Consider the following 13546-nt stretch of genomic DNA (forward strand, 5'->3'; position numbering starts at 1 on the left):
GCCCTCCTGCTGCCATGGCTGCACCACTACAACTGGCACCGCCCACATGCCAGCCTCGGTTACAGCCCGCCCATTAGCCGCGCGCCACTTCCACTGAACAACGTACTGGGTTTACACAGCTAGCCGGGGTTGCATTTTTGATGGGGCTGGTACGCTAACCCCGTCAACTATCACAGGAGGCACCCCAAGGAAACACTGCTCCAGAGGTGGCTCGTGCTTAATAGTTCACTAGCCGGATAAACCTAAATCGGCGTCCAGATTTGTTGGCAACAGCACCGGGAGTTTTCCCGGGCAACTGCGGCCGTTCTCGCCGAGTCTGGAGGCCGTAGGGGGTTCTAGTCTGCCTAGTCCAGGTGATCCGCCAGCTAGCTGAACAGTCTTAGCGCTCGGCGCTGTCGACGTTGGCGAACCTCAGGTCGTGCTTGCTACGTGGCTGTGATTCGGCAATGCGCCTGGCGGTGGTGGCGGTACTCCTGCTGCGAATGCGAGTGGTAAGTAGGGGGCGTGGATGGCGCCTAAGAATCACAGTCACGTACTCGGGCAAGGTCACTTGGAACTATGCGGCCTGCTTTCTCCCCTACGAAATCCCGGTGGTGCGCCAACATGCTGTGGGGTAATTGTTTGGGTGGCGTTTCATGCCGGAAAGCTGTGATTCGGCACTTGAAAGTCGATGCCCATCTGTGAGTGTATCGCGCCGCATTGCTTGGCAGCTTAGCTCCAGCGTCCGGCGGCAAAATTAACTCACCGTTTAGGTCTGCAACCTATGCTATTAATTCCTAGCAGATGCTCCAGCGATTCCGTGGCCACTGCAAGTATGTGACGCAGAAGGCAATTCGATCTGACTCGGCTCTCACCACATGAACAAAGCAACCGCCGTTACGCTCACAGTAGTCCTCGGTTTGGTCGCGATCTCCGTCCCGATTGCGATCGCGATCCACCTGGCTTGGAAGCAAGCCTTCAATCAAGAGATGGAGCTTGCATCCTCAATCGCCCAAGACATCCTTCGGCGAAACCATGCTTCATTGGATCAAGTAAGGGCAGTGTTTCACGAACTGGCGGCTGCGCAGGCTTCGGACCCGTGCTCGGACGAGAACAGGCGCTTGATGGCAAAACTCGACCTGGGGTCAGAGCATGTGCAGGCGATCGGCTACATCAAGGACAACGTTTTACGCTGTTCCTCTTTCGGCCGGCACAAGACAGTTGTCAGCGCACCGGCTTACGAAACGTCCTACGGCGCCGAGATCCGACTTGCACTGGAGTTTCCGCTTCTGCCGGGGAAGAAATTCCTAGTCGTGACCGATAAGGCTACGGGCTATACCGCGGCAGTCCACCCCAATCTTCCTATCGATGTGTTCGCTGAGGATCCCGACATATCCGTCGGCCTGTTCTCGGTACCATCGGGGAGGCTGATCCTCGGCAGGGGGAATTTCCAGCAACAATGGATGGGTCACCTTGGCGATGCCGAGCAGGCGCAGTTTTCCGACACACAGAGTCTTGTCGCCATTCAGCGCTCCAGCCGGTACGCCTTTGCGGCCTTCGCCTCCGTACCGACGGCGAAGGTCTACCAGGGGCTTGTTCAGGCCGCCCTCGTTCTCGTGCCCATCGGTGTCGCGGCGGGTGTGGCGCTCGGGTTTGCCGTCCGCTACCTGGCCATGCAGCAACTGGCTCTGCCGGCGATGCTCAAGGTGGCCCTGAGGCGCCACGAGTTCTTTCTGAACTACCAACCGATCGTCGATTTGCAGACGGGGAAGTGGGTGGGGGCTGAAGCCCTCATCCGCTGGCGCCGGCCGAACGGCGAACTGGTTCGTCCCGATCTATTCATCGCAGTCGCGGAAGAAGCCGGCCTCATCCAGCGCGTTACCCAGCGCGTCATGACCATCCTGGGCAGCGAAGCCGGCGAATTGTTCGAGCGCTATCCGGACTTCCATATCGCCGTCAATCTGTCCGCTGCCGACCTGGAGTCCCAGGCGACGATCGAAGGCCTCAGGTGTCTGGCCAGAGAGACCGCTGCGCGTCACGGTAACCTGCTGATCGAGGCCACGGAAAGGGGGCTCATGAGGGCAGAGGTGGTGAAGGAGATCCTGGGCGAGATTCGGTCCATGGGAGTTCAGACTGCAATAGACGACTTCGGCACTGGCTATTCGAGCCTGTCCTACCTCGAGTCGTTTGAATTCGATTACCTGAAGATTGACAAATCCTTCGTGGACACCCTCGGTAAAGATGCTGCCACAAGCCAAGTGGTGCCGCATATCATCGAGATGGCTAAATCCCTCAAGCTGGAAATGATCGCCGAGGGCGTCGAGACGGAAGCACAGGCGCAGTTCCTGCGCGAACGCGGCGTCCAGTTCGCACAGGGCTGGTTGTTCGCCAAGCCGATGTCGTTCGAGCAGCTGATAGCGGGCTTGTCAGCGTCCGGGGCATCCCAGGAGTGCGCGCTGCAGAACGGCGGTATGCGCGGCGACGCGCCGGAAGTGGCGCGCGCATGAATCCTGGCGTGAGGGAGCCTCCGAACAAGCCAGCCAAACCAGCCAAAACCCGTTAAATGCAATTTCAGAACGTCCGCAGCCGGCTTAATCGTCCAGAAACCCAGGGTATCCCTGGGTTTCTGCGCTTTACAGGTATACACGCACTGGGTCGCGGATTCTCGAGAGCGTAAATGCTCACCGCCATGGCCACTTATTGCGCTGATTCCGGCGAGTTTTCGCTTCTTCTGATGCTTTCAGACCATCTCTGTCTCGACAGTCTAGGGACCATTTACTTTCTCGAGACCGATTGTCCAAAGACGAAAACCCTGTCTGGACAGCGCTCCGAAAATCCTCTCGGCGGTCCGACGCACTCCACAAAACTGACCCAGATCAATGATCAGTACAACTAAAGGATTGCCGCAAAAATTTGGTCATGAAATGAAAAGCCACTGTCGCGGAATGAAAAGTTAGTGCATCGCTTCCTTTCTAGATTGCCTCTGACGCCATAGGCGCAAAACGCTGCTCGGCAGCTTCGCCTGGTGGCTGTCCCTATTCAAAGAACCAAGTCCGCTCATTGAGGATAACTAGATGCGCGTAGAACAACTCACCTGCAGTATCGGCGCCGAGTTGGTCGGTGTGAACCTCGCCGATGCAGTTCGCGACCTTGGCCTGTTCGATGAAATCCAGTCCCTGCTACTCAAGCACAAGGTGCTGTTCTTGCGCGACCAGGACATTTCGCGCCCGGACCATATGGCCTTCGCCGCCAAGCTGGGACAACTGGAAGACCATCCGATGGCGCCGTCCCACCCTGAGGCGCCGGGGCTGGTGCAGATCTACAAGAACCCGGGCCAGCCGATTGATCGCTACGAGAATGCCTGGCACTGCGACGGTACCTGGCGCGAAACTCCGGCCATGGGGTGCGTGCTCCGCTGCGTGGAGTGCCCTCCGGTAGGCGGCGACACCATGTGGGCGAACATGGCGCTGGCCTACGAGCGTCTGCCACAGGCGATCAAGCAGCAGATCGAGGACCTGCGTGCCAGCCACAGCTTCGAGTCGTCATTCGCCGCCGCCATGCCAATCGACAAGCGCCTGGAGCTGAAGGCTCTGTACCCGGACGCGGAGCATCCGGTGGTGCGTACGCATCCGGTCACCGGAGAGAAGATTCTCTTCGTCAATGCCTTCACCACCCACTTCACCAACTACCACACCAAGGACCGCGTGCGCTTCGGCCAGGACGCCAACCCCGGCGCCGCCGATCTGCTGCGCTATCTGGTCAGTCAGGCCTTCGTCCCGGAGTACCAGGTTCGCTGGCGCTGGAAGCCCAACAGCATGGCGATCTGGGATAACCGCAGCACTCAGCACTACGCGGTCATGGACTACCCAGCCTGCCATCGCAAGATGGAGCGCGCTGCCATCGTCGGCGACAAGCCCTTCTAGACCAACCGATAACCAAGCACAACATCACCACTCCCGAGGAGAACGCCATGAACTTCATCGATGGTTCCCTGTTTGTCGAAAACATGCAGAAGCTGGTCATTACTGCTGCCCCCTATGGCCCCGAGTGGCTGCCCTCCGATTTTCCGGAGGACATCCCGGTAAGCATGCAGGCGCAGATCCAGAAGGCTGTCGACTGCTACAACGCCGGCGCGACGGTTCTCCATGTACATGTGCGGGAAGAGGACGGCAAGGGTTCCAAGCGCCTGTCCAAATTCAACGAACTGCTGGCCGGCATCCGCGAGGCCTGCCCGGGCATGATCCTGCAGGTTGGTGGCTCGATTTCCTTCGCCCCGGAGAACGACGGCGACACCGCCAAGTGGCTCTCCGACGACACGCGACACATGCTGGCCGAGCTCAAGCCGACCCCGGACCAGGTGACCATCGCCATCAACACCAACCAGATGAACGTCTGCGAGCAGATGACCGCCGCCGATATCCGCGGTACCTCGCTGGCCGATCCGGCGATGCTCGCGGCCTATCAGGAAATGACCATCCCGGCCGGTCCGGCCTGGGTCGAGGAGCATATCCGCCGGCTGTCCGCCAACAGGATCCAAACCCACTTCCAGCTGGCCAACATTACCCAACTCAACACCGTCGAGCGCATGATGCGTCGCGGCCTGTGCAACGTGCCGCTGATCCTTACCTGGGTGGCCATCGGTGGTGGCTTCGACTCGCCGAATCCCTACGACCTGGCCAACTTCGTGCGCGCCTGCCCGGATGGCTCGGTGCTGACCCTGGAAACCAGCATGCGCAACGTCCTGCCGTTGAACATGATGGCCATCGCCCTGGGCCTGCATGTGCGTTGCGGTATCGAGGACAACATCTGGAACCAGCGCCAGACTGCCAAGACGACCACCGTCGAGCAGATCGAGCAACTGGTGCGCATCGCCCGCGAGTTCGGCCGCGAGGTCGCCGACGGTCAAGAGGCGCGCGAGATCTACAAGATCGGCACTTTCTATGAGAGCGCCGACGAGACCCTGGCCAAGAATGGCTTCGCGCCGAATCGCAAGCCGGGGCAGGTAGGCTTCACCCAGCACGGCTGATGTCTTGAGCACACGGCATCGCGACCTTTCTCCGACTGCGCCGCTAGGGGCTGCAGATCCTCCATAGCTAGGGGGACTGCAGTGTCTAGCGGCTTTTGTCGTTACGTCTTGGTTCGCACGAAATGGGGGCGATTGTCATGAAATGAAAAATGACTGTCGTCGGATGAAAAGCGCAGCCCGGTGCAACCTCCTAAATTGGTCTGAACACGAGCGCTCTTGCTCAACCAGAAAGCATTTGGGAGATCAGCATGGCCAAAGCCGTACGCTTCTACGAAACCGGTGGTCCCGAGGTTCTGCGCTACGAGGACGTTAAAGTCGGTGAGCCGGGCCCCGGTCAAGTCCGCCTGCGCCATGTTGCCGTCGGCCTGAACTACGCCGACACCTACTTCCGCAACGGCACCTACCCGATCCCACTGCCCAACGGCATGGGCGTGGAAGCCGCCGGCGTGGTCCAGGCGGTGGGCGAAGGCGTGACCAACGTGGCGGTCGGCGATCGCGTCACCTACACCGGCTTCCTCAACACCCTCGGTGCCTATAGTACCGAGCGCCTGATCCCGGCCGCGCCGCTTATCAAGCTGCCGGAAACCATCGCCTTCGAGACCGCCGCTGCCATGACCATGCGCGGCCTGACCTCGGCCTACCTAATGCGGCGCATCTATGACTTCAAGCCCGGCGACAGCATTCTGCTGCACGCCGCTGCCGGTGGCGTCGGCCTGATCGTCTCGCAGTGGGCCAAGCTGCTCGGCCTGACCGTGATCGGCACAGTGTCCAGCGACGCCAAGGCCGAAGTGGCTCGGGCCCACGGCTGCGATCACTGCATCAACTACAGCCACGAGGATGTCGCCCAGCGCGTGCGCGAGCTGACCGACGGCATCGGCGTCAACGTGGTGTTCGACAGCGTCGGCAAGAACACCTTCATGGGCTCGCTGGACTCGCTCAAGCGCCGCGGCCTGCTGGTCTGCGTCGGCACCGCCTCCGGCCCGATCGAAGGGTTCAACCCGCAACTGCTGGCCATGAAAGGCTCGCTGTACATGACCCGTCCGGCCCTGGCCGACTACATCGCCGATCCGGCGGAGAAGGCCGCCCTGGCCGGCGAGCTGTTCGACCTGGTCGGCAGCGGCCGGATCAAGATCGAGATCAACCAGCACTACGCACTGCAGGACGCCGTGCAGGCGCACCGCGATCTGGAGTCGCGCAAGACCACAGGCTCGTCGATCTTTGTCATCTAAGGAGGCTGCAACCATGCGAGTTGAACAACTGACGTGCAGTATCGGCGCCGAATTGAGTGGGCTGAACCTCGCCGATGCAATCAACGACGACGGTCTGTTTGCCGAGATCCGCAGCCTGCTGCTGGAGCACAAGGTGCTGTTCCTGCGCGATCAGGCATTCAGTCGCAGTGAGCATGTGGCCTTCGCCGAGCGCTTCGGCCCGCTGGAAGATCATCCGGTGGCCGGCAGCCATCCAGAGCACCCGGGGCTGGTGCAGATCTACAAGACCCCGGACAGCCCGGTCGACCGCTACGAGAATGCCTGGCACACCGACGCCACCTGGCGCGAGGTGCCGCCGTTCGGTTGCGTGCTGCGCTGCGTGGAATGCCCGCCAGTGGGTGGCGACACCATGTGGGCGAACATGGCCCTGGCCTACGCCAACCTGCCAGCCCATATCAAGCAGCAAATCGACGGTCTGCGAGCCCGCCACAGCATCGAGGCCAGCTTCGGTGCGGCGATGCCGATCGACAAACGCCTGGCGCTCAAGGCGCAGTTTCCGGATGCCGAGCATCCCGTGGTGCGCACCCATCCGGAAACCGGCGAGAAGATCCTCTTCGTCAACGCATTCACCACCCACTTCAGTAACTACCACACCCCCGAGCGCGTGCGCTTCGGCCAGGATGCCAACCCCGGTGCTGCCGATCTGCTGCGCTACCTGATCAGTCAGGCCTACATCCCCGAGTATCAGGTTCGCTGGCGCTGGAAGCCCAACAGCGTGGCGATCTGGGACAACCGTTGCACCCAGCACTACGCCGTCATGGACTACCCGGCCTGTCATCGCAAGATGGAGCGTGCCGGCATCATGGGTGACAAACCCTACTGAGTCGGAACGCTTTAGTGGTGCCATTCACTTTCATTTATTTGAGGCAACAGACATGAATTTCCTTGACGGCTCTCTCTTCCCTGAAAACCAGGACAAGCTCGTCATCACCGCGGCACCCTATGGCCCAGAATGGTTCCCCTCCGACTACCCGGAAGACATTCCGGTGACCATGGAAGAGCAGATTCAGAAGGCCGTCGACTGTTACGAAGCCGGCGCTTCCGTACTGCACCTGCACGTGCGCGAGCTGGACGGCAAGGGCTCCAAGCGGCTGGAGAAGTTCAACGAACTGATCGCCGGCGTACGCAAAGCTTGCCCTGAGATCGTTATTCAGGTCGGCGGCTCCATCTCCTTCGCTCCCCCGGAAAACGGCGCGGCCGCGAAGTGGCTGCACGACGACACCCGTCACATGCTCGCCGAGCTCGACCCCAAGCCCGACCAGGTCACTGTGACGGTCAACACCACGCAGATGAACGTCATCGAGCAGATGGATGCGCGCGACTACGCCGGCACCTCCATGGGCAGCGATACCTATGAAGCCTACCGCGAGATGATCGTGCCCTCCGGCCCCGGCTTCATCGAGGAGCATGTGCGTCGCCTGAGCGCCGCCGGCATCCAGAGCGCCTTCCAGTTCTACAACATCAACAGCTACGAATCGGTCGAGCGCCTGATCCGTCGCGGCGTGTACAAGGGGCCGCTGGTGTGCAACTGGGTGGCGATTGGCGGTGGCATGGATCAGCCGCACATCTACAGCATGGCCAACTTCCTGCGCGCCATCCCCGACGGCACCATGCTGACGGTGGAAAGCACCATGCTCAACACCCTGCCGATCAACCTGATGGGCATGGCGATGGGCCTGCACGTGCGCTGCGGTATCGAGGACAACCTCTGGACCCAGGACCGTTCGCGCAAGATGACCTCCGTCGAGCAGATCGAACAGTTGGTGCGCATCGCCAATGAAATCGGCCGTCCGGTCGCCAATGGCAAGGAAGCACGCGAGATCCTCAAGATCGGCGTTTTCTACGACACGGTCGAAGAAACCCTGGCCGCCAATGGCTTCGCCCCGAACCCTAAGGGCGGTCAGCAGGGCTTCCTGCGCAAATGATTCACCCGCAGGTGCAGGGTGGGTAAGCCGCATGCGTGTCGGTAGGCGCCTTCGGGTCGCACCTTCAGGACGCATGGAAGGCAACAGTCTTACCAACCCTGCATCCCTGTTTGGGCGCAAGACCTGACCAGAACAACAATAAGTTAACGCGAGACATCCAGGAGGCTGTATGGCCACACATCACATTAACGACGAGGGCGAAGACACCTCGATCGGCATCCCGCGCACCTACGCCTGGATTGTGTTCGCGCTGACCTTCGGTCTGCTGATCTCCGACTACATGTCGCGGCAGGTGCTCAATGCGGTATTCCCGTTGCTCAAGAATGAGTGGGCATTGAGCGATACCCAGCTCGGTTTGCTCAGCGGCATCGTCGCGGTCATGGTCGGCTTGTTGACTTTTCCCCTGTCGTTGATGGCCGACCGTTTCGGTCGAATCCGAAGCTTGACGCTGATGGCCATTCTCTGGAGTCTGGCCACCCTCGGTTGCGCGCTGGCAGAGAGCTATGAGCAGATGTTCATCGCCCGCTTCTTGGTCGGTGTCGGCGAGGCCGCCTATGGCAGCGTTGGCATCGCCGTGGTGGTGTCGGTGTTCCCCCGTGAGATGCGCGCCACCTTGTCCGGCGCTTTCATTTCCGGCGGCATGTTCGGCTCGGTGCTGGGCATGGCCCTTGGTGGTTTCATGGCCCAGCATCTCGGCTGGCGCTGGGCCTTCGCCGGCATGGCGCTGTTCGGCTTGCTGCTGGCCACGCTCTACCCCGTCATAGTGCGCGAGTCGCGCATCGCTCCCCGGCGTGTCGCCGATGCCGCCAGCCAGGCCGCCCTCCAGATAAAGCGGCCGCTGCGCACCCTGTATGCCAGTCGCTCGGTGATCGCTGCTTATATCGGCAGCGGTTTGCAGCTGTTCGTGGGCGGCACGGTCATCGTTTGGATGCCGAGCTACCTAAACCGCTACTACGACATGGGGACCGACAAGGCCGGTGCCATGGCAGCGATCATCGTGCTGTGCAGCGGTGCGGGGATGATTCTCTGCGGCATGCTCAGCGATCGCCTGGGGCTTCATCGCCCGGATCGCAAGATCAGTTTGGCCATCACCTACTGCTTGGGTAGCTGCCTGTTGTTGTCGCTGGCCTTCGCCCTGCCGTTCGGCACGGCCCAACTGGTGTTGATCTGCCTGGGCATGGTGATTGCCGCCGGCACTTCCGGCCCCGCGGGAGCGATGGTCGCCAACCTGACCCACCCCAGCGTTCATGGCACCGCGTTCGCCACCCTGACCCTGGCCAACAACATGCTGGGCTTGGCGACCGGGCCGCTGATCACCGGCAAGGTCTCTGATCTCATCGGTCTGGATAACGCCTTCCAATTGGTACCGTTGATCAGCATCGCGGCGGCGTCGGTGTTTCTCTATATGAAGCGCCACTACCACAACGATATGGCTCGGCTGAAGGGCGGAGGTGTCGAGGAAAACGCCATCGAAGCAGCCGCGGAGACTCAGGTATGAGTCGTTTGCTGCGCATCGATGTGGCCTTCGACTTCATTTGCCCCTGGTGCCTGATCGGCAAGCGCCAGCTGGAGCGCGCGCTGGCCCGGTTGCCGGCAGAGCAGGGGAATGTCCAGGTCGATCTGGCCTGGCACGGCGTGCAACTGTTGCCGCAGCTGCCGGCGCAGGGCGTGCCCTTCGCCGAGCTCTATCAGCAGCGTCTCGGCAGTGCCGAGGCCGTGCGCTTGCGCCAGGCCCAGGTGCAGGACGCCGCCACCGCGGCCGGGTTGGATCTGGACCTGCAGCGCATCGAACGCATGCCCAATACCGCCAATGCCCACCGCCTACTGCGAGGCGCCGCCCAGCTGGGTCGTGCGGCGCAGCGCGATGCTCTGCTCGAGCGCCTGTTCGAGGCCTACTTCCTGCGTGGCGAGGATCTCGGCGATGTCGATACCCTGCTGACCATCGCCGCTACTTGTGGCTTCGAGCCCGCGCAACTGGCCGCCTGTCTGCGCGGGGACGGCAGCGTCTTCGTTGCCGATAAGCCAGGACTGGCTGGGCAGGGCGTGCCCTATTTCGTCTTCGACCGGCGCCTGGCCGTGTCCGGCGCACAGCCGGCCGAAGTGCTGCTTGGCGCCATCGAGGAGATCCTCGCGCAGCCACTCGGCCGGTCGGCATGAACCCGCGAATCGAAGTCGACCCGCAGCGGCAGCCGGCTCCCGGTGGCCGCGTGTTGATCGAAGGCGAGGGCAGAAGCATCGCCCTGTTCAACGTAGACGGCCGCTTCTATGCCATCGATGACAGCTGCCCACACCAAGGTGCCTCACTGTGTGGCAGTCGCCTGCAGGGCCGGGTGATCCAGTGCGGCGCGCATGGCCTGCGCTTCGACCTGGCCAGCGGTTACCTGCTCAATTCGACCCAGCTCAAGGTCGCCAACTACCCAGTCGAAGTGCTCGATGACCGGGTGTATATCGTCATTGCTACCGAGGAGTCTGCGTCATGAGCAGCATTGCACTCGTGTCCATCCACAGTCGTGTGCGCGAACTGGCGCCGGGATTCATTGTCAGTCTGATTGTCGCGGCGGCCGCCAGCTTTCTTTCCGAACACTATGGGGCGCCGGTCATGCTGTTTGCCCTGCTGCTCGGCATGGCGCTCAACTTTCTTTCTGGCGATGGACGCTGCAAGGCCGGGATCGAGTTCACGGCTCGTGAAGTGCTGCGCATCGGCGTGTGCTTGCTGGGCTTGCGGATCACCCTCGGGCAGATAGCGGCGCTGGGCTGGGAGCCGGTTCTGCTGGTTGTCACGTCGGTGGCGGTGACAATTTTGTTGTCGATGCTGGTGGCTCGCCTGATGGGTTTCCAGACCTTGTTTGGCATGCTTTCCGGGGGGGCAACGGCTATCTGCGGCGCCTCCGCGGCGATGGCTATTTCCGCCGCGCTGCCGGCGCATGCGGCGAAGGAAAAGGCCACGTTGTTCACCGTCATCGGCGTATCGGCACTGTCGACCGTGGCCATGATCAGCTACCCGATGATTGCGCAGTGGCTGGATATGTCGCCGACCACCGCCGGGGTGTTCCTGGGCGCCACCATTCATGATGTGGCCCAAGTGGTTGGCGCCGGCTACAGCATGTCGCACGAGACCGGTGATATCGCCACCGTGGTCAAGCTGATGCGCGTAGCAATGTTGCTGCCGGTGATTCTCTGCGCCTCGATGATCACCCGCGCCCGTGGGGCCGACAGCACCGGCAAGCGCCCCCCCTTGCTGCCGTGGTTCGCCGTGGGCTTCATCGTTCTGGCCAGCATCAACAGTACCGGCCTAGTGCCGTCCGTGGTGCAGGGCATGGGCAACGATCTGTCGCGCTGGTTCCTGATTATCGCCATCAGTGCCCTGGGTATGAAGACCCAGCTCAAGGAGCTGGCAGCGGTCGGTATCAAGCCGATCCTGCTGATGTTCGGCGAAACCATATTTCTCGTCGGCCTGGTACTGCTGTTGCTGCACTGGGTCTGGTGATGAGCCAAGTCCCACGTATTTCCTTGTCAGCCAGAGAACCGTCATGAGCCAAACGCCCGAATCTGCGTCGGTGGGCCCGCGCCCCGAGCAGCCCGCTGCGCCCAAGCGAAAGCCGCGCGCCGCGCGTAGCAAGGCTCCGAATAAGGTCGAGAGCATGGTCGCCGACAGTCCCGGCGCCGAGCCGACGGCCGCCGCCGAGCAACCCGTCCCGGCCGTCGCCCCGCTGATCGGCGTGCGCCCGCGGGACCTGCTCGGCGCCGCTGGCACGTTGCTCAAGGCGGTGGGGCGCACGCCCTTCAAGGCCGGCATGCACACCGGAAACTACCTGCATGAGCTGTATCGGATCGCTACCGGCGAGTCGCAGCTGGCGCCGCCGCCGAAGGATAAGCGCTTCGCCGATCCGGCCTGGCAGAGCAATGTGTTCCTGCGTGCCCTGGTGCAGAGTTACCTGGCCGGCGAACGCGAGCTCAATGCCTTTATCGAGGCGGCCGATCTGGAGGGCCAGGACAGGGCGCGCGCACGCTTTGTCGCCTCCCAGTTGGTCGATGCGCTGGCGCCGAGCAACCTGCTGCTGACTAACCCTGCGGCGCTGCGCAAGCTGGTCGATACCGGCGGCATGAGCCTGCTGCAGGGCGCCCGCCAGATGTCCAGCGACCTGCTGCACAACCGCGGTCTACCGTCGCAGGTCGACAGCTCGCCGTTCAAGCTGGGCGAGAACATCGCCACCGCCAAGGGCGAGGTGGTGCTGCGCACCAAGATGTTCGAACTGCTCCAATTCGCGCCGACCACCCCGAGTGTGCACGAGCGGCCGCTGGTGATGTCGCCGCCGCAGATCAACAAGTACTACGCCGTCGACCTGTCGCCGGAGAAGAGCCTGATCAAGTGGGTGCAGGACAGTGGCGTGCAGCTGTTCGTCATCAGCTGGCGAAACCCCACCGCCAAGCACCGCGACTGGGGGCTGTCCGAGTATGTGCAATGCCTGGATCAAGCGGTGGACGCGGCGCGGCAGATCACTGGTAGCAGCGATGTGAACATGTGGGGTTCCTGCTCGGGCGGCATAACCCTGGCCGCTTACCTCGGCTGGCTGGCCGCGCGCGGCGAGAGCAGCAAGGTGGCCAATACCTGCTGGGCAGTGTGCGTGCTGGATATGCCGGCGGTGCTGGACGACACCGGCATTGGCCTGCTCGCCACACCAGCAGCGCTGGCCGCGGCCAAGGCCACCTCGCGGCACAAGGGCGTACTCAGCGGCGAGGAAATGGCGCGCATGTTCGCCTGGCTGCGCCCCAACGACCTGATCTGGAACTATTGGGTCAACAACTATCTGCTCGGCAACAAGCCACCGGTCTTCGACATCCTGGCCTGGAACTGCGACACCACGCGTCTGCCGGCGCAGCTGCATGCCGACTACCTGGACCTGATCCAGCACAACCCCTTCAGCAACCCGAACAAACTGTGGATCGCCGGCCTGCCGATCGACATGACCCAGGTGCAGGTCGGCGCCTATGTAGTCGGCGGCACCACCGACCACATCACGCCCTGGCAGGGCTGTTATGGCACCGCGCGGATGTTCGGCGACGACAGCACCTTCGTGCTGTCCAACGCCGGCCACCTGCAGAGCCTGGTCAATCCGCCGGGTAATCCAAAGTCCTACTTCTACGCAGCCCCGGCCGCCGCGCCTGACGCCGAGCAGTGGCTGCAGAACGCAGGCGAGCGCCACCAAGGCAGCTGGTGGCCGCACTGGCGGCAGTGGATCCAGCAGCGCTCAGGCGCCAGCCGCACGGCACCCAAGGCGCTCGGTTCGCGCAAATACCCGGCCCTATGTGCCGCCCCCGGCACCTATGTGCTGGAGCGCTGAACCAAC

12 protein-coding genes are annotated in these 13546 nt (G+C 62.3%); all 12 read left to right on the top strand.

Translation table 11 applies throughout. The annotated features are described in order from the left end of the window. On the top strand, positions 1–123 hold a 123-nt coding region (locus AB5S05_RS21075), incomplete at its 5' end, for an integrase core domain-containing protein (RefSeq protein ID WP_369289496.1). Between the two features lie 734 nt (positions 124–857). Beyond that, positions 858–2486 carry an EAL domain-containing protein gene (locus AB5S05_RS21080; protein ID WP_369289474.1) on the top strand — a complete coding sequence of 543 codons (1629 nt, stop codon included), beginning with the start codon at positions 858–860 and terminating at the stop codon, positions 2484–2486. Between the two features lie 567 nt (positions 2487–3053). Further along, positions 3054–3902 carry a TauD/TfdA dioxygenase family protein gene (locus tag AB5S05_RS21085; RefSeq protein WP_369289475.1) on the top strand — a complete coding sequence of 283 codons (849 nt, stop codon included), beginning with the start codon at positions 3054–3056 and terminating at the stop codon, positions 3900–3902. Positions 3903–3949: 47 nt separating this feature from the next. Beyond that, on the top strand, positions 3950–5005 hold the full coding sequence (locus AB5S05_RS21090) for a beta-keto acid cleavage family enzyme (protein WP_369289476.1): 1056 nt from the start codon (positions 3950–3952) through the stop codon (positions 5003–5005). A gap of 248 nt (positions 5006–5253) precedes the next feature. Beyond that, positions 5254–6234, top strand: coding sequence for a quinone oxidoreductase family protein (locus tag AB5S05_RS21095; RefSeq protein WP_369289477.1), 981 nt, complete (start codon positions 5254–5256; stop codon positions 6232–6234). 13 nt (positions 6235–6247) lie between these two features. Further along, positions 6248–7096: a TauD/TfdA dioxygenase family protein gene (locus tag AB5S05_RS21100; RefSeq protein WP_369289478.1), complete on the top strand. Its 849-nt coding sequence runs from the start codon at positions 6248–6250 to the stop codon at positions 7094–7096. 52 nt (positions 7097–7148) lie between these two features. After that, positions 7149–8198, top strand: coding sequence for a beta-keto acid cleavage family enzyme (locus AB5S05_RS21105; RefSeq protein WP_369289479.1), 1050 nt, complete (start codon positions 7149–7151; stop codon positions 8196–8198). 169 nt (positions 8199–8367) lie between these two features. Continuing rightward, positions 8368–9696 (top strand): MFS transporter, encoded by a 1329-nt coding sequence (locus tag AB5S05_RS21110; protein ID WP_369289480.1) that lies wholly within the window; start codon positions 8368–8370, stop codon positions 9694–9696. Then, positions 9693–10355 carry a DsbA family oxidoreductase gene (locus tag AB5S05_RS21115; protein WP_369289481.1) on the top strand — a complete coding sequence of 221 codons (663 nt, stop codon included), beginning with the start codon at positions 9693–9695 and terminating at the stop codon, positions 10353–10355. Before AB5S05_RS21110 ends, AB5S05_RS21115 begins: the two co-directional genes overlap by 4 nt. Next, the gene (locus AB5S05_RS21120; RefSeq protein WP_369289482.1) at positions 10352–10678 is read left to right on the top strand and encodes a Rieske (2Fe-2S) protein; all 327 of its coding nucleotides are present in this window, start codon (positions 10352–10354) and stop codon (positions 10676–10678) included. Before AB5S05_RS21115 ends, AB5S05_RS21120 begins: the two co-directional genes overlap by 4 nt. Continuing rightward, positions 10675–11685: a YeiH family protein gene (locus AB5S05_RS21125; protein WP_369289483.1), complete on the top strand. Its 1011-nt coding sequence runs from the start codon at positions 10675–10677 to the stop codon at positions 11683–11685. Before AB5S05_RS21120 ends, AB5S05_RS21125 begins: the two co-directional genes overlap by 4 nt. Before the next feature lie 154 nt (positions 11686–11839). After that, positions 11840–13540, top strand: a complete 1701-nt coding sequence (locus AB5S05_RS21130; RefSeq protein WP_369289484.1) for an alpha/beta fold hydrolase — start codon at positions 11840–11842, stop codon at positions 13538–13540. Positions 13541–13546 lie beyond the last annotated feature (6 nt).

The organism is Pseudomonas zhanjiangensis, from assembly GCF_041027545.1.
Classification (GTDB): Bacteria; Pseudomonadota; Gammaproteobacteria; order Pseudomonadales; family Pseudomonadaceae; genus Aquipseudomonas; species Aquipseudomonas zhanjiangensis.

Coding starts and splice junctions, on each gene's coding strand:
- AB5S05_RS21085 (WP_369289475.1), top strand. CDS start 3,054: ATGCGCGTAGAACAACTCACCTGCAGTATCGGCGCCGAGTTGGTCGGT.
- AB5S05_RS21100 (WP_369289478.1), top strand. CDS start 6,248: ATGCGAGTTGAACAACTGACGTGCAGTATCGGCGCCGAATTGAGTGGG.
- AB5S05_RS21115 (WP_369289481.1), top strand. CDS start 9,693: ATGAGTCGTTTGCTGCGCATCGATGTGGCCTTCGACTTCATTTGCCCC.
- AB5S05_RS21095 (WP_369289477.1), top strand. CDS start 5,254: ATGGCCAAAGCCGTACGCTTCTACGAAACCGGTGGTCCCGAGGTTCTG.
- AB5S05_RS21130 (WP_369289484.1), top strand. CDS start 11,840: ATGGTCGCCGACAGTCCCGGCGCCGAGCCGACGGCCGCCGCCGAGCAA.
- AB5S05_RS21090 (WP_369289476.1), top strand. CDS start 3,950: ATGAACTTCATCGATGGTTCCCTGTTTGTCGAAAACATGCAGAAGCTG.
- AB5S05_RS21080 (WP_369289474.1), top strand. CDS start 858: ATGAACAAAGCAACCGCCGTTACGCTCACAGTAGTCCTCGGTTTGGTC.
- AB5S05_RS21125 (WP_369289483.1), top strand. CDS start 10,675: ATGAGCAGCATTGCACTCGTGTCCATCCACAGTCGTGTGCGCGAACTG.
- AB5S05_RS21105 (WP_369289479.1), top strand. CDS start 7,149: ATGAATTTCCTTGACGGCTCTCTCTTCCCTGAAAACCAGGACAAGCTC.
- AB5S05_RS21120 (WP_369289482.1), top strand. CDS start 10,352: ATGAACCCGCGAATCGAAGTCGACCCGCAGCGGCAGCCGGCTCCCGGT.
- AB5S05_RS21110 (WP_369289480.1), top strand. CDS start 8,368: ATGGCCACACATCACATTAACGACGAGGGCGAAGACACCTCGATCGGC.